The organism is Rhizobium grahamii (genome assembly GCF_009498215.1).
Lineage (GTDB): Bacteria > Pseudomonadota > Alphaproteobacteria > Rhizobiales > Rhizobiaceae > Rhizobium > Rhizobium grahamii_A.
In genome coordinates, this window is the sequence record NZ_CP043498.1 from 410,874 (window position 1) to 433,169 (window position 22,296).

19 protein-coding genes, 2 tRNA genes and 1 pseudogene are annotated in these 22,296 nt (G+C 62.4%); 11 read left to right on the forward strand and 11 right to left on the reverse strand.

Features of this window, described 5'->3' with window-relative positions:
• Window positions 1-121: 121 nt before the first annotated feature.
• From FZ934_RS02060 to ppdK, 3 genes and pseudogenes are all read left to right on the forward strand, one after another.
• Window positions 122-813, forward strand: a pseudogene (locus FZ934_RS02060) (DsbA family protein).
• 78 nt (window positions 814-891) lie between these two features.
• Window positions 892-4,353: a chromosome segregation protein SMC gene (gene smc / locus FZ934_RS02065; RefSeq protein ID WP_153269706.1), complete on the forward strand. Its 3,462-nt coding sequence runs from the start codon at window positions 892-894 to the stop codon at window positions 4,351-4,353.
• A gap of 679 nt (window positions 4,354-5,032) precedes the next feature.
• The gene (ppdK, locus tag FZ934_RS02075; RefSeq protein WP_153269707.1) at window positions 5,033-7,702 is read left to right on the forward strand and encodes a pyruvate, phosphate dikinase; all 2,670 of its coding nucleotides are present in this window, start codon (window positions 5,033-5,035) and stop codon (window positions 7,700-7,702) included.
• On the opposite strand, the gene FZ934_RS02080 is transcribed toward ppdK, so the two are convergent.
• Entirely contained in the window at window positions 7,693-7,974 is a 282-nt protein-coding gene (locus FZ934_RS02080) for a hypothetical protein (protein WP_153272334.1), read from the reverse strand. The two genes, ppdK and FZ934_RS02080, sit on opposite strands and share 10 nt — an antisense overlap.
• Window positions 7,975-8,225: 251 nt before the next feature.
• Here FZ934_RS02080 and FZ934_RS02085 point away from each other — a divergent pair, with 251 nt between their 5' ends.
• Window positions 8,226-8,471: a hypothetical protein gene (locus FZ934_RS02085; RefSeq protein WP_056824921.1), complete on the forward strand. Its 246-nt coding sequence runs from the start codon at window positions 8,226-8,228 to the stop codon at window positions 8,469-8,471.
• Window positions 8,472-8,473: 2 nt separating this feature from the next.
• On the opposite strand, the gene FZ934_RS02090 is transcribed toward FZ934_RS02085, so the two are convergent.
• Window positions 8,474-8,860 (reverse strand): hypothetical protein, encoded by a 387-nt coding sequence (locus FZ934_RS02090; protein ID WP_153269708.1) that lies wholly within the window; start codon window positions 8,858-8,860, stop codon window positions 8,474-8,476.
• A gap of 220 nt (window positions 8,861-9,080) precedes the next feature.
• Between FZ934_RS02090 and FZ934_RS02095 the strand changes: the two genes are divergently transcribed.
• A complete protein-coding gene (locus tag FZ934_RS02095; RefSeq protein ID WP_153269709.1) occupies window positions 9,081-9,986 on the forward strand; it encodes a DUF1499 domain-containing protein in 906 nt (301 codons plus the stop codon).
• 36 nt (window positions 9,987-10,022) lie between these two features.
• Here the strand turns inward: FZ934_RS02095 and FZ934_RS02100 are convergent, their stop codons facing one another.
• Both FZ934_RS02100 and FZ934_RS02105 read right to left on the reverse strand, forming a co-directional pair.
• Window positions 10,023-10,940 (reverse strand): MBL fold metallo-hydrolase, encoded by a 918-nt coding sequence (locus tag FZ934_RS02100; RefSeq protein WP_153269710.1) that lies wholly within the window; start codon window positions 10,938-10,940, stop codon window positions 10,023-10,025.
• Window positions 10,941-10,962: 22 nt separating this feature from the next.
• Entirely contained in the window at window positions 10,963-11,259 is a 297-nt protein-coding gene (locus FZ934_RS02105; RefSeq protein WP_113363662.1) for a cupin domain-containing protein, read from the reverse strand.
• 158 nt (window positions 11,260-11,417) lie between these two features.
• Between FZ934_RS02105 and FZ934_RS02110 the strand changes: the two genes are divergently transcribed.
• A tRNA-Gln gene (locus tag FZ934_RS02110) sits at window positions 11,418-11,492 on the forward strand.
• 79 nt (window positions 11,493-11,571) lie between these two features.
• On the opposite strand, the gene FZ934_RS02115 is transcribed toward FZ934_RS02110, so the two are convergent.
• Window positions 11,572-12,903 (reverse strand): glycosyltransferase, encoded by a 1,332-nt coding sequence (locus tag FZ934_RS02115; RefSeq protein ID WP_194273746.1) that lies wholly within the window; start codon window positions 12,901-12,903, stop codon window positions 11,572-11,574.
• A gap of 286 nt (window positions 12,904-13,189) precedes the next feature.
• Window positions 13,190-13,603: a hypothetical protein gene (locus FZ934_RS02120; protein ID WP_153269712.1), complete on the reverse strand. Its 414-nt coding sequence runs from the start codon at window positions 13,601-13,603 to the stop codon at window positions 13,190-13,192.
• 270 nt (window positions 13,604-13,873) lie between these two features.
• Between FZ934_RS02120 and FZ934_RS02125 the strand changes: the two genes are divergently transcribed.
• Window positions 13,874-13,950 (forward strand) — tRNA-Pro (locus FZ934_RS02125).
• Window positions 13,951-14,031: 81 nt separating this feature from the next.
• Here FZ934_RS02125 and FZ934_RS02130 read toward each other — a convergent pair.
• Both FZ934_RS02130 and FZ934_RS02135 read right to left on the reverse strand, forming a co-directional pair.
• Entirely contained in the window at window positions 14,032-14,349 is a 318-nt protein-coding gene (locus tag FZ934_RS02130; RefSeq protein ID WP_153272335.1) for a hypothetical protein, read from the reverse strand.
• An 81-nt stretch (window positions 14,350-14,430) separates the two neighbouring features.
• Window positions 14,431-15,075 carry a helix-turn-helix domain-containing protein gene (locus FZ934_RS02135; protein WP_153269713.1) on the reverse strand — a complete coding sequence of 215 codons (645 nt, stop codon included), beginning with the start codon at window positions 15,073-15,075 and terminating at the stop codon, window positions 14,431-14,433.
• A 159-nt stretch (window positions 15,076-15,234) separates the two neighbouring features.
• Between FZ934_RS02135 and FZ934_RS02140 the strand changes: the two genes are divergently transcribed.
• On the forward strand, window positions 15,235-16,185 hold the full coding sequence (locus FZ934_RS02140) for a hypothetical protein (RefSeq protein ID WP_153269714.1): 951 nt from the start codon (window positions 15,235-15,237) through the stop codon (window positions 16,183-16,185).
• 27 nt (window positions 16,186-16,212) lie between these two features.
• Here the strand turns inward: FZ934_RS02140 and FZ934_RS02145 are convergent, their stop codons facing one another.
• The 3 genes from FZ934_RS02145 to FZ934_RS02155 all read right to left on the reverse strand — a co-directional run bounded on the left by FZ934_RS02145 (window position 16,213) and on the right by FZ934_RS02155 (window position 19,930).
• Window positions 16,213-17,985, reverse strand: coding sequence for a hypothetical protein (locus FZ934_RS02145; RefSeq protein ID WP_153269715.1), 1,773 nt, complete (start codon window positions 17,983-17,985; stop codon window positions 16,213-16,215).
• 87 nt (window positions 17,986-18,072) lie between these two features.
• The gene (fixJ, locus tag FZ934_RS02150; RefSeq protein ID WP_153269716.1) at window positions 18,073-18,741 is read right to left on the reverse strand and encodes a response regulator FixJ; all 669 of its coding nucleotides are present in this window, start codon (window positions 18,739-18,741) and stop codon (window positions 18,073-18,075) included.
• Window positions 18,731-19,930 carry a sensor histidine kinase gene (locus tag FZ934_RS02155; protein ID WP_153269717.1) on the reverse strand — a complete coding sequence of 400 codons (1,200 nt, stop codon included), beginning with the start codon at window positions 19,928-19,930 and terminating at the stop codon, window positions 18,731-18,733. The genes fixJ and FZ934_RS02155 overlap by 11 nt, the downstream gene beginning before the upstream one ends.
• Before the next feature lie 258 nt (window positions 19,931-20,188).
• On the opposite strand from FZ934_RS02155, the gene FZ934_RS02160 reads away from it, so the two are divergent.
• The 3 genes from FZ934_RS02160 (at window position 20,189) to arcA (ending at window position 22,280) form a co-directional block, all read left to right on the forward strand.
• On the forward strand, window positions 20,189-20,542 hold the full coding sequence (locus tag FZ934_RS02160) for a hypothetical protein (RefSeq protein ID WP_246737910.1): 354 nt from the start codon (window positions 20,189-20,191) through the stop codon (window positions 20,540-20,542).
• Window positions 20,543-20,652: 110 nt separating this feature from the next.
• Window positions 20,653-20,913, forward strand: a complete 261-nt coding sequence (locus tag FZ934_RS02165; protein WP_348649075.1) for a hypothetical protein — start codon at window positions 20,653-20,655, stop codon at window positions 20,911-20,913.
• Between the two features lie 137 nt (window positions 20,914-21,050).
• Window positions 21,051-22,280 carry an arginine deiminase gene (gene arcA / locus FZ934_RS02170; protein WP_153269718.1) on the forward strand — a complete coding sequence of 410 codons (1,230 nt, stop codon included), beginning with the start codon at window positions 21,051-21,053 and terminating at the stop codon, window positions 22,278-22,280.
• Window positions 22,281-22,296 lie beyond the last annotated feature (16 nt).

The following is a 22,296-nucleotide window of genomic DNA, read 5'->3' on the forward strand; positions in this document are numbered from 1 at the left end:
TAATCTGGCCGTCCCACCAAGGTCACAATTCTTTGAAGAAAGTTGGCGAAGCGTGCCTTGTTCAGGGCTTCGCGGCGTTATATCGCACTCACAGCCACTACTCTCATTCATGGGGAACTTCATGCCGATTTCCGAAATGCAACTGACGAAACGCCAGCTTCTGGGCGGCGTGGCTGCCGCGACCGCGACGCTTACGGTGTTCAGCACCGCGAACGCGGCTGCGGAAATGCCGCAGTCCGATGGCGACGTCGATATGGCTGCCGTGCTGAAGCCGGGCGAGCTGCCGGAAATGGCGCTCGGCAAGGAAGATGCCCGGTCAAGATCGTCGAATACATGTCGATGACCTGCCCTCACTGCGCCCACTTCCACACGACGACCTTCGACGAGATCAAGAAGAAGTACGTCGACACCGGCAAGGTTCGCTTCGTCATCCGCGAATTCCCGTTCGATCCGCGCGCTGCCGCTGCCTTCATGCTTGCGCGCTGCAACCCGTCCAAGCCTGAGGATCTCAGCACGGCCGAGCAGTATTTCCCGATGGTTGCCATGCTGTTCAAGCAGCAGCAGACCTGGGCTGCCGCCGATGACGGCCGTGCGGCGCTGCTCCAGATGTCGAAACTCGCTGGATTTAGTGAGGATAGCTTCACGAAGTGCTTGACGAACCAGAAGCTGCTGGATGAAGTGAACGCAACACGGGAACGGGGTTCCAAGGAGTTCGGCGTCAACGCCACGCCGACGTTCCTCATCAACGGGAAGCGCTATTCTGGAGACATGTCGGTTGACACCCTGTCGGCCCTTATCGACAGCCTGCTCTAAACTGATCCGTATCCGATCGACGGGCGACGGCCGCAGCCGTGCGCCCGTCGTTTGCTTTGCGCGGCGCGAGGCCGCTGCATGAAGTTCAACAAGCTTCGCGTTGTCGGCTTCAAGTCTTTCGTAGAGCCCACCGAGTTCATCATCGAGCGCGGATTGACCGGCGTCGTTGGCCCGAATGGCTGCGGCAAGTCGAACCTAGTCGAAGCGCTCCGCTGGGTGATGGGCGAGAATTCCTACAAGAACATGCGCGCGTCCGGCATGGACGACGTCATCTTCTCCGGATCCGGCAATCGCCCCGCCCGCAACACCGCCGAGGTTGCGCTTTATCTCGACAATGCCGAACGCACAGCACCCGCCGCCTTCAACGATAGCGACGAGATCCAGGTCACCCGCCGCATCGAGCGCGAGCAGGGCTCGATCTATCGCATCAACGGCAAGGAAAGCCGCGCCAAGGACGTACAGCTGCTTTTCGCCGATGCATCCACGGGCGCTCGCTCGCCGTCGATGGTCGGGCAGGGCCGGATCGGTGAACTTATCGCTGCCAAGCCGCAGGCGCGTCGCCAGCTTCTCGAAGAAGCGGCTGGCATCTCCGGCCTGCATTCGCGGCGCCACGAAGCGGAACTGCGTCTGCGTGCGGCCGAAACCAATCTCGAGCGCCTGGACGATGTCACCTCGCAGCTTGAAAGCCAGATCGAAAGCCTGAAGCGCCAGGCGCGCCAGGCAAATCGCTTCAAGGCGCTTTCAGCCGATATCAGGGCGCGCGAAGCGATGCTTCTGCATATCCGCTGGGTACAGGCCAAGGAGGCTGAGGCGGAGGCCGACAGCGCGCTGAACCAGGCCACCTCTGTTGTCGCCGAAAAGGCGCAGATGCAGATGGAGGCCGCGAAGGCGCAGGGGATCGCAAGTCTCAGGCTGCCGGACCTTCGCGAAGGCGAGGCGCGTGCGGCCGCCGCGCTGCAACGCCTGCAGATTGCCAGAACACAGCTGGAAGAAGATGTCGGCCGCATCCTGCGTCGCCGCGACGAACTGACCCGACGCCTGGCGCAGCTTGGCGAGGATATCCGCCGCGAGGAGCTTCTGGTCGCCGACAACGCCGCGATCCTGGCACGACTGGATGCCGAGGAAGCCGAGATCAACGAGATCCTTGCTGACTCCGGACGATACGCCGACGAGACGCGGGAAGCCTTCGAAGAGGCGTCGATCAAGCTTGCCGACAGCGAGCGCATTTTCGCGGCGTTGACGGCGGAGCGTGCCGAAGCCGCCGCCGGTCGCAATCAGCTTGAGCGTGCGATCAGGGACCTTTCCGACCGCCGGCTGCGCCTTGAACGCCAGATGGACGAAGCCGGCAGCGAATTGTCGTCGATCGGCGACCGGATCGCATCCTTGCCGGATCCGGATGAGAAGCGTGCTGTCGTCGAGGCAGGAGAAATGGCGGCCGCGGAGGCGGAAGCCGCAATCCAGGCTGTCGAACAGGCGCTGGCATCCGCCCGTGAAACCGAGGCCTTGTCGCGCGCCCCGGTCGAGCAGGCCCGCTCGGCTCTGAACGCGATCGAGACGGAAGCGCGCACCATTTCGCGCATGCTGGCGGCAGGCGCGGCGGCTGGCGAGTTTCCGGCCGTTGCGGAAGACCTTCGCGTCGATCGCGGTTTCGAAACAGCCCTTGGTGCTGCCCTTGGCGACGATCTGGAATCTCCCGTCGATCCGCGCGCGCCGGCCCACTGGTCGGTCAATGGCGATGGTTCGTCCGACCCGGCTCTTCCCCAAGGTGCCACGCCGCTTTCCGATCGCGTTCAGGCGCCGGCGGCCTTGGTTAGGCGTCTGCGGCAGATCGGGCTTGTTTCGGATGCCGAAGCCCAAAGGCTGATGAAAGAGCTGAAGCCCGGGCAGCGGCTCGTCACGAAAGAGGGCGCCGTCTATCGTTGGGATGGCCACGTGACCGGCGCCGATGCACCGAGCGCGGCTGCGCTTCGCCTCTCGCAGAAGAACCGCCTGTCGGAGCTCGAAGGCGAAGCCGAGGTGGCGCGGGACGTGCTCGTCGAGGCGGAAGAGCGGCTGGAAACGGCGGCCGACGCCATTCGTGACGAAGAAAACCGCCTTGCCCAGGCGCGTGAAGTGGCGCGCTTTTCGGCCCGTCAGCTTGCCGAGGCCAGAGAGGCGCTTGCCATAGCCGAGCGTGCGTCCGGTGATCTCATCCGCCGCAGGGACGTTGTCGCCGAAGCTGTCAGCCAGTTGCGCTCGCAGATCGAGGATCTCGGCGTACAGGAAGAGAACGCCCGCATCGAGCTTGACGACGCGCCTGACCTGACCGCGCTCGACGAACGGCTGCGGCTGCAGCAGGCCGATGTGGCGCTCGATCGCGGCGCGCTTGCGGAAGCCCGTGCCCGTCACGAAGGCCTCAATCGGGAAAATGAAGCAAGGCAGCGTCGTCTGGTGGCGATCGGCCAGGAACGCGGAACGTGGAGCCAGCGCGCAGCGAGCGCGGAGGATCACATTTCGACACTTCGGGACCGTGAAGAGGAAGCGCGGGAAGAGGCGGCCGAGCTGGAACTGGCGCCCGACGAGTTCGATGACAAGCGCCGCGCGCTGATGTCAGAATTGCAGAAGGCCGAGGAAGCCCGCCGCCACGCCGCCGATCTTCTGGCCGAGGCCGAGACCGTCCAGCGCGACGCCGACCATAAGGCCGCAACCGCGCTGTCCGAACTTGCCGAAAGCCGCGAGCGCCGTGGACGTGCCGAAGAACGCCTCGTGTCCGGTCGCGAGAAGCGCCAGGAAACCGAGGCGCGCATCCGCGAGGCGCTGAACGTGCCGCCGCACGAGGCGCTGCGCCTTGCCGGGCTGGAGGTCATGCAGTCCGTTCCCGATCCGCGTGATGTCGAGCGCGAGCTTGAGCGTCTGAAAATGGAGCGGGAGCGGCTCGGCGCGGTCAACCTGCGCGCCGAAGAAGAGCAGAAGGAGCTTTCGGGCAAGCTCGAAGCCCTGATCAAGGAACGCGACGACGTGATCGACGCGATCCGCAAGCTGCGCGGCGCCATTCAGAGCCTCAACCGGGAAGGGCGCGAACGCCTGATCGCGGCGTTCGATGTTGTCAACGCCCAGTTCCAGCGGCTCTTCACCCACCTGTTCGGAGGCGGCACCGCGGAGCTGCAGCTGATCGAATCGGACGACCCGCTCGAGGCCGGCCTTGAGATCCTGGCGCGCCCGCCCGGCAAGAAGCCGCAGACAATGACGCTGCTGTCAGGTGGCGAGCAGGCGCTGACGGCGATGGCGCTGATCTTCGCTGTTTTCCTTACCAATCCGGCGCCGATCTGCGTGCTGGACGAAGTGGATGCGCCGCTCGACGACCACAATGTCGAGCGCTACTGCAATCTCATGGACGAAATGGCGGCGTCGACCGAAACCCGTTTCGTGATCATCACCCACAATCCGATCACCATGGCACGCATGAACAGGCTGTTCGGTGTCACCATGGCGGAGCAGGGCGTCTCGCAGCTTGTTTCGGTCGATTTGCAGACCGCCGAGAAGCTGCGCGAGATCGCTTGAGATCGTTAGAACCTTTCCGGGCTATATTGAACCATTCTGCCGGAGCAGGTTTTCGTCAGGGCAAAGGCGATTGGCGAAGGGCATACCCCTTGGTACGTCCGAGCCGATCGCCTTTGATCCTGACGGAAAGATGTCCGGCCCTAGCTGGTTTGCAAGCAAACCACCGGGGGTTGGCTGAAACGGGCCGCCTGATCGACCGGCCGGCTTGGCCGTATGCGTTGGCTACGACGCGCGCCAGCCGGTCGACCATTCGACTCCGTTTGAGCCAACAGAATGGTTCAATATGACCCGGAAAGGCTCTACGAAAACGCCCAAAAAAGGTCCGCTGCCGAGCGCAATATCACCCATTTAGGTGATGTTTTTGTACCAATCTTGTATTAGAGCTTTCTTCATATATGGCGACGTTATCGCGGTTCTGCCTCGCTTTTTGCGGGCGCGAAGGAAGAAGACCGTTTCCAACTCGCCTGTCTGAACCCCCCGTCTGGTTTTCCTGGCCAGACGGAAAAAAGGCTTTGCGGGACTTTGTTGCAGTCCCGCAAAGCTTTTTCATTTCCCACCATCGGCAAATGCTCACGACAATTTCGCGGAAATTGTGCGCTGCAAAATTTTGGCCGCATTTGTCGATTTTCATTTCAGCACCAAGGGATTAAGTTGGCCCTGATTGGGGAGTTGGGGGACCATGACCAAGTGGGTCTATAAATTCGGCAACGGCGAGGCCGAGGGACGTGCCGTTGATCGCGAGCTTTTGGGCGGCAAGGGCGCGAATCTCGCGGAGATGTCCAGCCTTGGACTGCCGGTGCCTCCTGGCCTGACGATCATCGCCGACGCGTGCGCAGCCTATTTCAAGCAGGGATCCTCGATCGACGACGAGCTCAAGCGGCAGGTGCTTGCTGGGATCGAAGGCATCGAGGCGATCACCGGCAAGAAGTTCGGTGACGGCCACCGTCCGCTGCTGCTCTCCGTCCGCTCCGGCGCCCGGGTTTCCATGCCCGGCATGATGGATACCGTCCTCAATCTCGGCCTCAACGACGAAACGGTGCACGCGCTCGGCCACGATGCCGGCGACGCCCGCTTTGCCTGGGACAGCTACCGCCGTTTCATCCAGATGTATTCGGATGTCGTCATGGGGCTCGACAACGACGTGTTCGAGGAGATCCTTGAGGACGAGAAAGCGCGCCTCGGCTACGAATACGATACGGAACTGACGGCAGGCGAATGGCAGCATGTCGTCACGCTCTACAAGGACGTGATCGAGGAGGAACTGGGGCAGGAGTTTCCGCAGGATCCCGAGGTGCAGTTGTGGGGCGCCGTCGGCTCGGTCTTTTCAAGCTGGAAGAGTGCGCGCGCCGTCACCTATCGCCAGCTCCATAACATTCCCGATGTCTGGGGTACCGCCGTCAATGTCCAGGCAATGGTGTTCGGCAACCTCGGCAATGCATCGGCGACCGGCGTTGCCTTCACCCGCAACCCCTCGACAGGCGAACGATCGCTTTACGGCGAGTTCCTGGTCAACGCGCAGGGCGAGGATGTCGTTGCCGGCATACGCACGCCGCAGAGCATCACCGAAGACGGCCGCATCAGTTCCGGCTCCGATCGCCCGTCGATGGAAAAGCTGATGCCGGAGGCGTTCAAGGAGTTTTCGCAGATCTGCGACCGGCTCGAGCAACACTACCGCGACATGCAGGACATCGAGTTCACCATCGAGCGCGGCAAGCTCTGGATGCTGCAGACACGCTCCGGCAAGCGCTCCACGCGGGCGGCAATGAAGATCGCCGTCGACATGGTGGACGAGGGTGTGATCACCGAACGTGAAGCGGTGCTTCGCATCGATCCTGCTTCGCTCGACCAGCTTCTGCATCCGACCATCGACCCCCGCGTCCCGCGGGAGGTGATCGGAACGGGTTTGCCGGCGTCGCCGGGTGCTGCGACAGGCGAGATCGTGTTCACCGCCGAAGAGGCCGTGGTCGCCGAGGAAGAAGGCCGCAAGGTCATCCTGCTCCGCGTCGAGACGAGCCCCGAGGATATCCACGGCATGCATGCGGCCGAAGGCATCCTGACGACGCGCGGCGGCATGACCAGCCACGCGGCGGTCGTTGCCCGCGGCATGGGCATCCCCTGTGTCGTCGGCGCCGGAACCATGCGTATCGACCTCAGAAACGAGCGCCTCATCGGCATCGGCGTCACCCTGGAGAAGGGCGACATCATCACCATCGACGGGTCCGCCGGTCAGGTGCTGAAGGGCGAGGTCCAGATGGTTCAGCCCGAACTGTCGGGCGATTTCGGCCGGATCATGAAATGGGCCGACAGCGTACGCCGCATGACCGTCAGGACCAATGCGGATACGCCGGCCGACGCCCGCGCGGCCCGCTCCTTCGGCGCCGAGGGCATCGGTCTTTGTCGAACGGAGCACATGTTCTTCGAGGGCGAGCGCATCCATGTGATGCGCGAGATGATCCTTGCCGAGGACGAGCTCGGTCGCCGCGCCGCGCTCGACAAGCTGCTGCCGATCCAGCGGCTCGATTTCACCGGCCTGTTCAACGTCATGCACGGCCTGCCGGTGACGATCCGCCTGCTCGATCCGCCGCTGCACGAGTTCCTGCCAAAGACGGAGGAAGAGATCGCCGATGTCGCGGCTGCGATGGGCATGGAGGCGACCGCGCTCCGCCAGCGGGTCGATGCCCTGCACGAATTCAATCCGATGCTTGGCCATCGCGGCTGCCGTCTCGCCATTTCCTATCCTGAAATCGTCGAGATGCAGGCCCGCGCGATCTTCGAGGCCGCCGTCGCTGCGGCTCACGAAACGGGCGCGGCCGTCGTGCCCGAAATCATGGTGCCGCTCGTCGGCCTTCGCTCCGAGCTAGACTATGTCAAGGACCGGATCGATGCGATCGCCAGGGACGTGATGAACGAGGCCGGGATGCGGATCGACTATCTCGTCGGAACGATGATCGAGCTGCCGCGTGCAGCCCTCCGTGCCCACATCATCGCCGAGGCTGCCGAGTTCTTTTCATTCGGTACCAACGACCTGACGCAAACCACCTTCGGCATTTCGCGTGACGATGCGTCCGCCTTCATTCCGACTTATCAGCGTAAGGGCATCATCGAACATGACCCGTTCATCTCGCTGGATTTCGACGGTGTCGGCGAGCTTATCCGTATCGCCGCCGAAAGGGGAAGGCGCACGCGAAATGACATGAAGCTCGGCATTTGCGGCGAACATGGCGGCGATCCCGCCTCGATCCATTTCTGCGAGGATATTGGTCTAGACTATGTTTCCTGCTCGCCGTTTCGCGTGCCAATCGCACGCCTGGCTGCGGCGCAGGCCGTCATTCGCGCTGCTCAGCGATAGCGCCGGTAATAGTAGGGACGCCCATAATAAGGCCCGCCGACCGCGTAGGACATGTCCATCATCACGACGTCGCTGTTATAGCGCGCCTGCGCGTGGCGATCGAGATCGATGCGCTGCAAGCAGGTTGCGAACCCTTCGGTTCCGCGCTTGAAGCCATAGCTCATGCACTGCCGTTCGTCCGCGGCGCGGCGCTCTTCAGGCGTCATCGTCTGGCAGGCGGATAGCCCCGCGACGATCAAGGCAAGGAAGAGTGTGGTTCTTGCGATGCGCATCTCTGAAGTCTTCATGTCGTTGGTATTACCTTTGAGCAAAGTCCATTCCGGTCCCGCGGTCAACCGGAAAGACGGTATGCCATGGCCGCTGCAGCGCACGATTGCGTGTCGGTTTCCAGCGGGCCTCGAACTATCGATTTCGCCGTCAGGCATGTCGTGGCCATGGAAAACGGTGGCATCGGGCCACGGTTCCACCTTTCGCAAAGCTGATATCGCCTGTAAGAGGGGCGCCTGCGAGATTGGACAATGGTATGGCACTACGCGATCGATTTTCGAAGAAACTGACTTGCCCGCAATGCGGCAATAGCGGCTTTGCGGAAGCGTCGGAGACCGACGATCCCAAGCGCAAGCATCCGGGCTTCACGGTCGATCATCTTCCCCGCGGCTTCTTCGTGCAGCGACCGTCGAACCATCAGGAAACATTCGTCGTCAAATGCGAATGCGGGCGCAAGTTTCCGTTCAGAAGCCTCGCCGAGGCAGCTTCCGGTCGCGATTGAGCCTAGAACCGCTCGAGCACCGTGATGAACGCTTCCGCAAAGCGGACGACGTGTGCCGTTTCCGGGGCCGGTGCCTCGACCCTGATATCGCTGCCGTTGTGGTCGAGCACGGCAAGCACGATGCGCATCTCGGCTTCCTCTGAGGGGATGCGCAACACGGCAATCCGCTTGCAATCGTCCAGGAGGCCATCGGCGGGAAGATCGAACAGGAATTCGCCGCCCGACTGGGTGGCCGCGACGCGAACCGCGTCGCAGAAGTCCGCATCGCCGTTATAGCTCTCGAGCGACAGTTCGAGCTCGAGCAGCTCCATCGGCAGCAGTGCATCCGCAGGATCCGAGCCGGCAAGCGCAAATGCCGGATTCTCTATTGCGAGATCGGGTGAAATCATCTGAGCTCTCCTGAGCATCCTACTCTGAACGTTGCGGAATTAGGCTGTTTCCAATGCCATATCAGAAACCGCTAACGAACGCTATCGCAGTCTTCGTCGTGGATTGCGTGTTTCGGTGCGTCACAACAGTTTCAATTTAGGCGAATCTTGCACTAAACAAGTCTTGGGCGATTTGCGCGTTCGTGCGGGACGCGCCGCTTGCGAGTAACCGGTAAGTTTGATGGCAATCCGTTTCGACCGCCCCGTTTCCAGCGCCGCCCGCTTTTCGCGGCGTTTCGCGGCGTTTGCGCTCGTCCTCTGCCTCGCGGCCTTGATTGGACATCGTTTTGCCGGCCTGGCGACGCCCTATCTGGTTCTCCTCCTTCTTGTCGCTGCAGGTTTTGCGCTGCTTGCAGTCGCCTTGGCCTGCGTCGGGCTGAGGAGCCTGTGGCTGACTGGCGCGGAAGGCGGCCAGGATGCGATGGCGGCACTCATCTTCGCGGCCCTGCCGATCGTGATCGGCGGATTGGCTGCCGAGCGCTATCTGACCCTTCCGGCAATCTACGACGTGACGACCGATACGGAAACCACGCCGGACTGGTTGAAGGCGCCGAAGGCTGATCAGATCTGGCTGGCGCGCCAGCCGGTCACCGCGGCGGATCGCGAAAAACAGCTGGAAGCCTATCCCGAGCTCACCGGTCGTCGCTATGATGGCGCGATCGATCGCGTGCTCGAGGCGGTCAAGAAGGTCGCCAAACAGAGCGGCATACGCATCACCCGGGCCGAGGGCGATAGCGAACCGGTGCGCGAGCCGGATGCCAAGGCGGGCCAGCCGCAGCCCGAGGACGGCGCCGTGCCGGACGCGCCGGAAGCCGTGCCGGTCCCCATTCCGCGCCCGTATGACGATGACGTCGCGAAATTGATCCGGCGTGCCAACGGCGTGACGTTGCAGGGGGAAACGAGAACGCTTGTGCTCGGCCTGCGCTTCGATGTCGTGATCCGTTTGCGTGAGGAGGCCGAGACGACCTTCGTCGACGTGCGCGTGGCCTCACGCTACGGCCCGGCCGATCTGGGCTTCAGCGCCGATATCGCTGAGGACTACCTGAAGGCGCTCGATTCTGAATTGCTCGGAATAGCCGGCGGCTAAACCGGTGCCCGCGCCAGCATCAGCGGAGTGGCTGCGTCACTTCCCTCGGGCCGGCCGATAAGTACCCATGAGCGAGGGCGGGCCGTCGGTTTCGATCTCACCACGCTCCAGCAAATCCTCGATGTGCGCCAGCACCGAAAGGGCGGCCGCGCCATGCAGCCGAACGTCCGTGTCGCGATAGATCACCTTCACCATCTCGGGGATCGTCCGGTCGCCAGCGCGAATTCTTCCGAGCACGGCCCGTTCGCGCATCCGCCGATGCGTCTTCAGCGCCCGCATGAACGACACAGGCTTCCTGACCGGCCCGCCGTGCCCCGGCAGCAGCAGCCGGTCTCTGCGCGCAATCAGCTTGTCGAGCGAGGCCATGTAGTCGGCCATCGAGCCATCCGGGGGCGCCACGATCGAGGTCGCCCACGCCATGACATGATCGGCTGAAAACAGGATGCCGGTGCCTTCGAGCGCGAAGGCACAGTGGTTGGCCGTATGTCCCGGCGTATGCACGGCGCTCAGTCGCCAGCCCTCACCCTCTATCGCCTCGCCATCGGCAAGCGTCGTGTCCGGTACGAACGCGATATCCGCGCTCTCGGCGAACGGATTGATTTCGCCGGAATGCAGCGGCCGCGAGGCGCGATGCGGACCTTCCGCGACGATCCGCGCCCCCGTCTTTTCCTGCAGCCGCCGTGACAGCGGCGAGTGGTCGCGATGCGTATGGCTGACCACGATATGGGTCACCTCCCTGCCGTCGAGCGCGGCCATCAGGGCAGCAAGATGCGCATCGTCGTCAGGCCCGGGATCGATCACCGCGACCGAGCGGTTGCCGACGATGTAGCTGTTGGTCCCATGGAAGGTGAAGGGGCTCGGGTTGTTGACGGTGATGCGCTGGACGTGAGGCGCAACGGTGACCGCCTGACCATAGCTGGGTTCGAAGGCGAGATTGAATTCGGGATTGGCCATGTCGGATCTATATGGGACGGAACTACTTGTACTCGATCTCGATGAACGACATCGGCTTGGCTCCGCCATTGACGACGTTGTGCTCGACGCCGGCATCGCGTCTGTAGGCTGCGCCGGCCGCCAGATAAATCCGGCGATCGCCGTCTTTGTCTTCGATCAGGAAATCACAGTCCGTCATCGGCACGACGACATAGCCGAGGCCATGCGTGTGAACACCGGTATCCGCACCCGGTTCGAAATCCCAGCGGGTAATGCGAACCACCGCGTCATCGAGCAGAAGCGTCGGAATGGCAGGCGGGCGGGCGCGGTACTGGCTCATCGTCACTCCGGAATGCTGTCGTCATCACGCCAGAGGTATCACATGCCCGAAAAAGCACACAGAAATATCGGATGGCTTCAAACTTAATGATTGTGACGACAGACGACCTTTGCTAATCAGGCGTCGATTTCCAGAAGCGGTTTCCGCTTCTGCCATGGTGGGGCGTCGCCAAGCGGTAAGGCACCGGTTTTTGGTACCGGCATTCCCAGGTTCGAATCCTGGCGCCCCAGCCACTTCAAAGTTCACGTGCAGATATTGCAGGGTTGAGCCGCGAGTCAGTCCGCTACGACAAAGCGGCCTGTGCTCGGACCGCTATCGGCTGCTCGCCGTCGCCGGCGTGGCGTCCAGAACGTATTCCATCAGCCAGGCGTGCCGCCGTTCCATCCAGATCTGTTGCGTGTTCGCGCTTGCGAAGGCGACGGCCTTGCGCGCCTGGTCAGTCAGTCTGGCTCGGTCCTTGTCGAGCGCGACGAAGGCGTCGGCAAGCTTCTCTGCCGACGGCCATTCGGCGGTGTTGACCGCGCCGCTCATCTCGGCAAGCCCGTTGAAATAATCGAGATTGAAGGCGACGATCGGCAGCCCTCTCGCCATGGCATCGAACGCCGAGCGAGGTGTGTCTTCCACCAGCGGGCAGGCGATGGAGGCGTGGAAATTGGAGAGCAGCCGAAACAGCGGCTCGCCGTATTTGACCGCGGGGGTAAAGGTGACAGCCTCGGATAGCTTTGCATCGTCAACCTGGCGCTGCAGCGCAGGCAGCTCCGGGCCGTCGCCGATGATCGTGAGCCTGATGTCGTTGCCTCTGGATCGGGCGAGGCGGATGGCGTCGATGGCGAGATTGATACCCTTGTAGGCGACCAGACGGCCAAAATAGACGAGCTGCAGCGGCTTGGTTTCATCGGAGAGCCATGTCAGGCGGTTGGCCAGTTCTCCATCGGTCAGGACCTGCTCGGCGCTGTGGGCCGTATCCCAGAAGTTCTTGACGCTGGCTCTGCCGCCGCCGAAATCGCGCACCAGGTCCGGGCTTTTCAGGAGTACCAGGCTAGATAGCCTGACCGCGAGCCAGACCTGCAGCCAACGCAGGGGATCGTGCAGAAGCCGATTGACGACATAGCTCTTGCGGCTCCAGATGCCGAGCTGGCGAAACCGCTGCGTATTGCGCCGAAAATCGATGTCGACGAAGAAGAGAGAATGCTTCCTGTGACCCCACGCGATGATGTTCAACAACAGGAGCATCGGTCGCCATATGTCATGCGACATGCCGGTGTGGACGACGTCTGCCTGACGGATCGTCCGGTTGAAAACGCTGAGCAGCCGCGGCACGTGCCGGATCCAGAACTCCTTTGCGGACGCATCGACCGGATATGTCGGCACCATCTCGATGCCCTCGTCGGCGGTGATGACGCCAAGCGATGGATTGCGGTCGAAATCCTCCCGGCTTAGTTCCGGCGCCACCAGTATGATCTTGCCGACATGTCCCTCGAGCTGCAGTTTGAGCTCCCTGAGGTGATAGGAAAACGCATCTTCGATCGCGAATGCAGTGTCCGACAGGCGAAAGGCGGGAGCCGTCACCGCGATGACATACGCGCCTGATGATCCGGCGTTGTCACGCGACGAAGTCACTTCGATTGAAGTCTCGTTGGACATGCTGACGTTCACGGACAGAAAGCCTCGATTATTGGGGTGAGGCTCACCATGCTCTATCGGCACCACAGCTTGAAGCTGGCTATAAGGCGACGCCTCTACGTCCTTCGACGCCCCTCGTTTCGTGGCGGTAGCCGACCCACCGCGCCGGCGTGCATCGTCACAATGCATGTCATCAACCAGCCCTTAGACAAGAGAGGCCGGAACATCGCACCCGACGTCCCGGCCTCTCAATATCCAGGGCGGCCCTTGGGCTCGCCCCTATGTCTCCAGCATCGGCAGATGCCCGTTACTGCGCGGGCTGGGCCGGCGCCAGGAACTCGGCGCAATAGGACGGGCCGTTGGCGCCGGGCACGTCGCCGGAAACGCGGATGCTGCGGATCGTGTAGTCCGAGTTGGTGACGATTTCGGCCTGGCAGCGCAGGTAGGTCGTGCGGGCAGCGGAGATCTGCTTGCCGCGCTTGCCATCGGCAGCTTCGGCGTATTTCGCGGGAACCTTGACGGTCTTGTATCCGCCCTTCCAAGTGTAGACATTTCCGGAGCCGTTGTCCGCGTCGCTGAGCGGCGGTCCGAAGGCGGCGAAGAACTTGCCTGCCGACTGGCCGACCCAGCGGCTCGAGATCGGATCAGCTGCAGTCGGAATGGTCGTGCAGCCGGCGAGCGCAATGGCAAGTCCGGCCGCGGCGAAGGTGCGGAGTTTCATAGTATCGTCCCTGAAAGTTGTCGCGCATTCGACGGTGAGAATCGCTGTCTCGCAGCGGTTCCGTATGTCCCGTCGAGCGCTTTAGCGCGGAACTCGGCAAAAGAAAATCGGCCTTCATTCGCATTCGCAAAATTTGCTGCGAGTGTGGCTTTTCGCGCCGTCGCTACCAGTTTCCGTCGTCCTGAGCATCGACGAAAAAAATGCGCCGGCTTTTGAATTTTGCCGCTTGCGCAATAGGGTAGGCCAGTCTATTAGAAGCGCCGCTGGTCACGGAGTGTAGCGCAGTCTGGTAGCGCACCACGTTCGGGACGTGGGGGTCGCAAGTTCGAATCTTGCCACTCCGACCAGCTTGATTTTCCCCGACATCCCAAAGCAATTTGCGACCCGCACCCGCGGGTTCGATCAGCCTCTACCGAAAACAGCAAGCCTCAATGTTTCAGGTCGTAAGCCTGGCCGGATGCGCGAAGCTCCGCGAGCGTCTTGCCGACGCAGGTGCCGCCACCCTCGCTGCCGATCGCCTTGGCGTGTCCGTCGAGCGAGATCGTGCCGGCGATCCGGTCGGATGCCACATAGGTTGCGACCCCGTCCTCGGAGACGCGGGAGATGTAGAAGGCATGCTGCGTCTTGTTGGATTGGCAGTGGATGACCAGCGGGAACTGCGCGAAGAGGTCGTCTTCCGCGACCGCGACGGCACCGTGGGTAAACGACAGTAGCGCAACGGCGCCGACCAGTTTGGCGAGGCGCATTTCGGCTGCTGCGGGGGTGAGGCGCGATTTGCTGGGCATCGTTCAATCCACTCCGTTATGGCCTTCGTAGGTCTGGTTCCTCTAGATGGTCAGGGCAATAAGCGCCTCTCTGTCGAGCAGGCGAACGACCCTCTGCAGCTTGCCCGTCAGGCAAAGAATGCGCTTCTCCCGAAGCTTGGTGAACGAACGCGCGACCGTTTCGACGGTCAGCCCCAGATAGTCGGCGATATCACTGCGGGACATCATGATGTCGAACTCCGGTTCCCCCGGATGCAGGTTCGCCATTTCCTGGACGAAGGCGGCGACGCGCCGTAGCGCGCTCTGCTCGGTGATGACGAGTTGCTTGCACTGCGCCTTCGCAAGGTTGGTCAGCGCGATATGCAGCAGATCGATCGGCACGACCGCATCGCGGTTGGAGCGGAAAAGCCGCAGGCGCGTTTCGCAGACGGCTTCGGCGAAATCGGTGCGCACATTTCCCTTTTCCAGCCCGAACCATTCGCCCTTGCCGCAGAACGAGAGGATGTATCGCTGTCCGTTGGAGGTCAGGCGATAGATCCTGACCGCGCCGGCTTCGACCTGGTAGATCGCGAAGGCATATTCACCTTCGCTGTAAACAGCCTCGTCGGCCTTCAGCCTGATCGTATCGTCTTTCGGAGCCACGGGGGTGGCGCCACAGCGCTGCCCCTGCGCTGCTGCATCCCTTGCGATCGCGTAGCTTTGAAACATGTGCATCGCCCTCGTCAGGACTACAGCATAGGAGATCACTTCCAAGGCCGATATTCGAAATACCCCTTACGTACTGCTACGGAAGCAGGCGGACGTCCGTCGGTGTATAAAGCTGTCGCCCTTGATGAGAGCGGTGCGACGGTATCGCGGGAGGTCTTGGTGGCATCGAAAGAGGATGGCTACGACCACGCAGATCCGGACCCCGCAAGGGTGCGCGAACAGTTGGCGATCATACTTTCCAGCCCGGAGTTTCTCGCCTCAGAGCGGGGGCGTCGCTTTCTGCGCTATATCGTCGAGGAAGCGCTGGAAGGGCGCCGGGAGCAGTTGAAGGCCTACACGATCGCGCAGGCGGTTTTCGGTCGCGACGCATCCTTCGATGCGCAGAACGATCCGGTTGTCCGCATCGACGCCGGGCGCATCCGGCGTGCGCTGGAGCGCTATTATCTGGTGTCCGGAAACAACGATCTCGTCAGGATCACCATCCCCAAGGGTGGCTATGCGCCACAGTTCGTGATCGGCGCCGACGCAGGTCCCGCAGTCGAACCGAAACGCGAGGAGAAGCCGTCTCCCGCCGTTCGCGGCGCGCCGACCGGCTATCGCGACTTGATCCTGCCGATCGGCGTTCCCGCGATATTCGGCGCGATCGCAATCCTGGCAATCATTAGGCCGCTCGAATCCTATCTATGGCCGCAGAGTTCGCCGGCGGCGGCGACATCGGCCCTGAACAGCAAGACCGTGATCGCTGTCGAGCCGTTTGCAGCACTTGGCGGCACGCGCGACAGCGCCGATTTTGCCAACGGCCTCGCCGACCAGATGATTGCCAAACTGATGAAGGTGGATGGGGTTGTCGTGCTTGCGCCGGGCCGTTCAGGTGGTGAGGCGGCTGGCGCAGTGCTGAACCTGCAGGGAAGCGTCCTCGTCGAAGGCGCCGTGTTGCATGTGCATGCCCGCCTGATCAATGGAACCGATGGCGCCGTCGCTTGGGCGACGCGATACGATCGCGACTTGAAGGGGCAAACCATCATCGATGTCGAAGACGAGATCGCCGCGCAGATCGCAAGGGAGGTCTCGAAGAGCCTCGAGATTGTTCGCCCGGCAGCAACTCCCTAGCGCCGGACGCGACAAACCGTCTCGACCCTATTGCTGCGTCGAAGCGACGTTAACGCCGGCCGCGCGCAGTCCATTGAAAAACCGTTCCTGATCCTGTTGTCGGGGCAGGCGCAGCGAAATCTCCTGGCGAATATTGGCCATCAGCACGGGCGCGTCGCGCTCGAGCCAGTCCTTCTCCAGCTTCGCATCGGCAGTCTTGCCCGCGGTTCCGAGCACGGCAAGCAGGACGAGGTGATGCATGGGATTGGAGCCGAGGTCGGACCTCCTGGCCCATTCCTCCGCCGTTGCCATATCGTTGCGCATCAGGCCGCAGAGCGCCATGCCGGCTTCGTAATAGCCGCGGGGGCGGCCGCTCTTGTTCAGGGCGACCGACAGCAGTTCGCAGCCAGACTGCCATTTGCCGGACAGCGCCAGCCGCATTCCGTATTCACCGGCAACGTCCACATCATCGGGATTGGCCGCATAGGCGGCCGTGCCGGCTTCGAGCGCCTTGTCGATATTGCCCCGGAAGAAGTTCACCAGCATCAGGGCCTGCAGCACGCGGGGATTTTCAGGCTCCAGCGATGCGGCACGGTTCACAGCGCCGATTGCGAGCTCAAGCGGTTGGGCCGAGAACGGCGACATGCCAAGCTTGTAACGAAACCGCATCTCGTCGAGATAGACCAGTGCCAGAAGCGCCCAGGAGGTAGCGTTGTCAGGAAAGCGCTGCGTCGCCTGCTGCAGGCAATCGCGGGCCGCCGCATGGCTTTGCGTGTTCATGGTCTGTCGATAGCTGTAGTAGGCCAGCGTGCAGGCGTAGGCGTCCTGGTCCCCGTTCTGGGGCTTTGCGATCGTGCTGGTTTCGGTCTGGAAGAGCGCGCCGTAGGGCTGGGCTATGGCGCTGGCCACCTGCCGGGCTATGTCGCTCTGGATGACGAGCTTGTTCTGCGCGTGAAGATCCGCATCGTAATTGTTGGCCCATATCACCGCGCCGTCGGATTGGCGCACCAGCCGGGCAACTGATCGCAATCTGCTGCCGTCGAGCTGCACATTGCCTTGCAGCGCATATTCGGCGCCACCACTGCGACGGTTCTTCAACGGGTCGGCGACCACTATGATGTCACGGAACTGAACGAGCTGGCCGATGATGTCGTCCCGAAGGCCGCGGGCGATATCGGAGCTTGCGTCATCAGGTCCGCTTTCCGCGAAGAATTCGACGATCACCCTTGGCTCAGCTGCATCGGGCGCAGGTGAGCGGGCAGGCGGTGCCCAAGTCGCCGGAAAGGCGGCCGCGAGGATAAAGAGAAGAGCAAGGGCGACCGCCAGTCCACCTGCCAGCCCGAGAGCGACCAGTGATCCGCCGCGCTGCCTTTCTGCCGATGGAGGAGCGCCCGGTGTCGGCTCGGCGACGGGAGGGTGCTGCGGCTCGTGCGCAAGCGCGAGCTCGACTGGTCCGCCGTGGGCGTATTGGAAATGCGGGACATATCCGCCCTTGGGCACGGTCAGGATGATCGCGTCGTCCTTCCCCGCGACCAGATAATATCTCTCGAGGGCTCTTCGAATACGGCCCGCCTCGATCCGCACGACCGGATCGTTCTGCGGGTCGAACGACGCCTCGCGGCCAAATACCACGTTCGCGATGGTGAATGCCTTGAGGAATTCGGATCGCCCGGCCAGCGTCTCGTTCACGACAAACGCCAGGAAATTCCGCCCGCGTTTCGGAGCTAGGAACTCCTCACTCGAGAGAATCCGTTGGAGTTGCCGGCCAATTTCCTCGGCTGTCGGGCCAAGGCCGTCTGAAACATTGACCGCGTTTCTCATGACCGCCCCTGACAGGATCACGCAATTATTTTAGCGCGCCCTAAATGAGGATAGACCATAAGCTTCTGGTTGCAAGCATATTTTTAGTTATCGAGCATAGGTTGGCCAGACCCTCCCAGACCTAGCATTTTCGTCGGAAACAGGCTGTGCGAGTGCCTCGATCGTGGCCGCCATGCGCATGAGCTCAGCCAGGTTGCGTGCTCCCATCTTGGCCATCACGTTGGCGCGGTGAACCTCGACCGTGCGTGAGCTGATGCCTAGGTGATAGGCGATCATCTTGTTCTGCAGGCCATCGAGCACGCCGGCAAGGACCTGCTGCTCGCGATCGGTAAGCTGGCGCAGCCGCGCGGCCACGGTTTCAGAGCCGGCCGCGGCCCGGCTTGACCGCTTTGGCGTCGTTACGCGGTTGATCGCCGAGATCAGCGTCTCCTCCCTCAGCGGCTTCTCGAGAAAATCCGAGGCTCCCGCCTTCATCGCCTGCACGGCGGCTGCAATGTCGCCATGGCCACTGATCACGATGGTTGGGATATCGACACCCACATGCCGGAGACGCTCCAGCAGCTCGATACCGTCGATGCCAGGCATGCGAAGGTCGGTGATCAGGCAGCTTTTCTCCGAAACGGGGAGAAGATCCAGAAATGCCTTCGCGGAACTGTGCGTGCGGACGGCAAAGCCTGCCGAGACGAGCAGGAACGTCAGGGATCGTCTGAACGACTCCTCATCGTCGACGAGATGAATCGTGAGGTCATTCGCCATGCGACATGGTCTCCATGAGGGGAAGCGAGAACGAGAAGATCGCGCCGCCTTCCGGTCTTCCGCGAGCGCTCATGCGGCCGCCATGCGCTTCGACGATACGCCGGGAGAGGGCCAATCCCAGGCCAAGACCATGCGGCTTGCTGGTCACGAAGGGGCGAAACAGCGTCTCCTCGATGTCGCCGGGAATGCCGCAGCCATTGTCGGAGACGTCGATCACGATGCGCCGCCCGCCCTCGGTTCTGGTCCGGATCGCGATATCAGGCTGTTCGGTCCGGTCCGTGGCATCAAGGGCATTGCGGATGAGGTTTGTCAGCACCTGCATGATCTGCACCCGATCGACGAGCGCGATATCCTGCTCCGCCGCGAGGTCGAGATCGGGTTGGATGCCACGGGTTCTGGTCCCGGCGAATGCGAACCGCGCCGCCTGGCGGATCAGGTCATGCAGCGCTGCCGACGCCCTGCTGCCGGCATTGGATCTCGAGAATTCCAGCATATGCTGGACGATGTTGCCGCCCCGCAGCGCATGCTCGGTGATCTCCGTCAGCACTTCGCGAACCGTCTCGCCCTCGGGGCCATGGTCGGCCGTCACGAGCTTGCTGCATCCTTGCGAATAGGCCGCGATCGATGACAGCGGCTGCGAGAGTTCATGCGCAAGGGTCGATGCCATTTCCCCCAGCGCGTTCATCCTGGCAATGCGCGCAAGCTCGTTCTGAAGCATCCGCACCTGCTGCAGGGTTTCGCGTTCTGCCCGCAGGTCCTCGAAAACCGCCGCGGTGAATACCTGCCTGCCGCGGCGCTGCCGGATGACGGTCAGCGTGGCCGGAAATCGATCTCCGCCCTTGGCCGTTATCTCACCGGCGCGAACCGCGCCGTGGTCGCTCCAGCGCCCCTTCAGCCGGATGCCGGATGTCGCGTGCCAGAGGAAATCGACCGTGCGGCCGATCAGTTCGTCTTCCTCGTAGCCGAACAAGCTGATCGCGGTCTTGTTGCAGGCGGAAATGCGATGGTTGTCGCTGAGGAGAAGAACCGCGTCCGGCATGCAGTCGTGGAGTTGCCGGATCCAGCCCGTGCGCTTTCTTGCAGCGCGGTTGGAGACATGGCCCGGCTCGGCCTGTGATAAAGCCCGCCCCGCCACGACAGCGGCATGCGGGCGCTCCGCGATATCGGGCGCTTCTATCTCGATGGGCATCATGCTCCTCCGCCCCATCAGAACTCTCTGACCTTCCGGATCGCCTTTCATTTTCAATGATGACTGGAGTTTATCACTTTTGGAGGGGGAAACGCCGTAGCATCGCGTAACCTCTATTGGCTTCATCTTATGAAGCTGAACGACGCGGGGCCGTCTCATCTCCCTGCGTGCGCCATTGATCCCGCTCAATGCCCTCGGGCAACTGTTTCGTTACTGTTACCGGCAGAACGCATGATCGTTTGAGGGAGCATGAGCGCCATGAAGCTTGCCCTTGCCATTGCCATGACGATAACGGCCGCCACCGTTTCGGCACTTCCTGCCGGGGCGCAGGAAAGCCGCAAGGAACACCGACGCATGAACTGGGCCGAAAACCTGCCCGAGGCCGTCAAGGCCTATCACGGCAAGCGGTTCTCGGTCGTCAGCTACCGCACGGCCCATGAGGTCGGCGCGGTGCCGACGCCTGGAAATGCCAAGGAGGTCGAAGCGATCCGCTCCGCCGCCCGGTCGAACAAATGGCTCGTGGGTCAGCTGAAGGCCAAGAAGTTGACACCCAATGATATCGAATGGGTCACGCGTGCCCGCAACGGCAATCTGACCTTCTACGTAGAATGAGCGACAACCGCGCCAGAAGGGATGTTGCCTGCCGGCATCGCAGACGGCTGCTTTTTCGCAGCAGCCGTTCGCCCACCGCCGTATTGCTGGAGTGGTGGAGAGATGCCGGGATGATGGCTCGTGTCCGACTGGCGCTCGTCTATCCTCGCCATGAGGGTTCGGTGATGTGGCAGTTGGTCGTCGAAGCTCCATTCGAGCAGGATATAGAACTCGCCGTCATCGATGACGAAGGGGTTCATGCCCTTGTTTTCCCGTGTCTTCGCACTGCCGGCGGATGGGCCAATGCGGTCACCGGCGAGATGCTCGACGTTCACCCGACCCACTGGCGCTATTGGCAGGCCGAGCGCCGTCAGGCTTCCGATCTTCACTGATCGGGTACTCAAGAGAACATGCTGCACTGCACATTGTTTGCGATCAATGACATGACCGCGCGGCGCAAAATAGTCTGGCGGGGTTCACGGGCGGTCGTCGCACCGCCATCCCGCAAGGCTGCTTTAAGGAGACCCGCATGCGTGGTTTCGGTGTTCATTCCGAGGTCGGCAAGCTCAGGACCGTAATGGTCTGCCGGCCATCCCTGGCGCATCAGCGCCTGACGCCCGCCAACTGCCATGACCTGCTTTTCGACGATGTCCTGTGGGTCCATGAAGCGCAGAAGGATCACTATGATTTCGTCCTGAAGATGCAGGAGAGGGGTGTCGAGGTTCTCGAACTCCACGATCTGCTCGGCCAGACGCTCGCCGGCAAGGAGGCGCGCGACTTCGTGCTCGACCGGCGCATCACCCCGAATGTGCTCGGCTCGCAGATCGCCGAGGCCATGCGTCCCTGGCTCGACGAGATGAACCCCACCCAACTCGCGGCCTTCATGATCGGCGGCATCGCCATCTCGGACCTGCCCGATGTCCGCGCGAAGACGCTGATGCTGAGTGCGCTGCCGGAAAGCGAATTCGTCATCCCGCCGATCCCGAACACCTTGTTCCAGCGGGATCCCTCCTGCTGGATCTATGGCGGCGTCACCGTCAACCCGATGTTCTGGCCGGCGCGGCGGGCCGAGACCCTGATCCAGCGCGCCATCTACAAGTTCCATCCGACCTTCCGCGACGGCGACTTCAAGATCTGGTGGGGCGACAGCGACCAGCAGTTCGCCAATGCCTCGATGGAAGGCGGCGACGTCATGCCGATCGGAAACGGCACCGTGCTGATCGGCATGGGCGAGCGCACGACCTACCAGGCCGTGGGGCAGGTGGCGCAGGCGCTGTTCCGCAACAAGGCGGTGAAGCGCGTGATCGGCTGCCTGATGCCGAAGAGCCGCGCGGCCATGCATCTCGACACCGTCTTCAGCTTCTGCGACCGCGACGTCGTGACCCTGTTTGCCGAAGTGGTGGACCAGATCCGCTGCTACAGCATGCACCCCAAGGATGACGACGGCACCTTCGAGATCCATCCGGAGAACAAGCCGATGCTCGAAGTGGTTGCCGAGGCGCTGGAGCTGCCCAGCTTGCGGGTCGTCGAGACCGGCGGCAATTCCTATCAGGCGGAGCGCGAGCAGTGGGACGACGGCAACAACGTCGTGGCGCTCGAGCCCGGCGTCGTCGTTGCCTACGACCGCAACACCTACACCAATACGCTGCTGCGCAAGGCGGGAATCGAGGTCATCACCATCCGCGGCTCGGAACTCGGCCGCGGCCGCGGCGGCGGACATTGCATGACGTGCCCGATCTGGCGCGACCCGGCGTACTGACGCCTTCACCCGAAAC

Excerpts from the sequence above, each read along its gene's own strand:
- smc (WP_153269706.1), top strand. The coding sequence starts at position 892 with ATGAAGTTCAACAAGCTTCGCGTTGTCGGCTTCAAGTCTTTCGTAGAG.
- ppdK (WP_153269707.1), top strand. The coding sequence starts at position 5,033 with ATGACCAAGTGGGTCTATAAATTCGGCAACGGCGAGGCCGAGGGACGT.
- FZ934_RS02080 (WP_153272334.1), bottom strand. The coding sequence starts at position 7,974 with ATGCGCATCGCAAGAACCACACTCTTCCTTGCCTTGATCGTCGCGGGG.
- FZ934_RS02085 (WP_056824921.1), top strand. The coding sequence starts at position 8,226 with ATGGCACTACGCGATCGATTTTCGAAGAAACTGACTTGCCCGCAATGC.
- FZ934_RS02090 (WP_153269708.1), bottom strand. The coding sequence starts at position 8,860 with ATGATTTCACCCGATCTCGCAATAGAGAATCCGGCATTTGCGCTTGCC.
- FZ934_RS02095 (WP_153269709.1), top strand. The coding sequence starts at position 9,081 with ATGGCAATCCGTTTCGACCGCCCCGTTTCCAGCGCCGCCCGCTTTTCG.
- FZ934_RS02100 (WP_153269710.1), bottom strand. The coding sequence starts at position 10,940 with ATGGCCAATCCCGAATTCAATCTCGCCTTCGAACCCAGCTATGGTCAG.
- FZ934_RS02105 (WP_113363662.1), bottom strand. The coding sequence starts at position 11,259 with ATGAGCCAGTACCGCGCCCGCCCGCCTGCCATTCCGACGCTTCTGCTC.
- FZ934_RS02115 (WP_194273746.1), bottom strand. The coding sequence starts at position 12,903 with ATGTCCAACGAGACTTCAATCGAAGTGACTTCGTCGCGTGACAACGCC.
- FZ934_RS02120 (WP_153269712.1), bottom strand. The coding sequence starts at position 13,603 with ATGAAACTCCGCACCTTCGCCGCGGCCGGACTTGCCATTGCGCTCGCC.
- FZ934_RS02130 (WP_153272335.1), bottom strand. The coding sequence starts at position 14,349 with ATGCGCCTCGCCAAACTGGTCGGCGCCGTTGCGCTACTGTCGTTTACC.
- FZ934_RS02135 (WP_153269713.1), bottom strand. The coding sequence starts at position 15,075 with ATGTTTCAAAGCTACGCGATCGCAAGGGATGCAGCAGCGCAGGGGCAG.
- FZ934_RS02145 (WP_153269715.1), bottom strand. The coding sequence starts at position 17,985 with ATGAGAAACGCGGTCAATGTTTCAGACGGCCTTGGCCCGACAGCCGAG.
- fixJ (WP_153269716.1), bottom strand. The coding sequence starts at position 18,741 with ATGGCGAATGACCTCACGATTCATCTCGTCGACGATGAGGAGTCGTTC.
- FZ934_RS02155 (WP_153269717.1), bottom strand. The coding sequence starts at position 19,930 with ATGCCCATCGAGATAGAAGCGCCCGATATCGCGGAGCGCCCGCATGCC.
- FZ934_RS02160 (WP_246737910.1), top strand. The coding sequence starts at position 20,189 with ATGAAGCTTGCCCTTGCCATTGCCATGACGATAACGGCCGCCACCGTT.
- FZ934_RS02165 (WP_348649075.1), top strand. The coding sequence starts at position 20,653 with ATGATGGCTCGTGTCCGACTGGCGCTCGTCTATCCTCGCCATGAGGGT.
- arcA (WP_153269718.1), top strand. The coding sequence starts at position 21,051 with ATGCGTGGTTTCGGTGTTCATTCCGAGGTCGGCAAGCTCAGGACCGTA.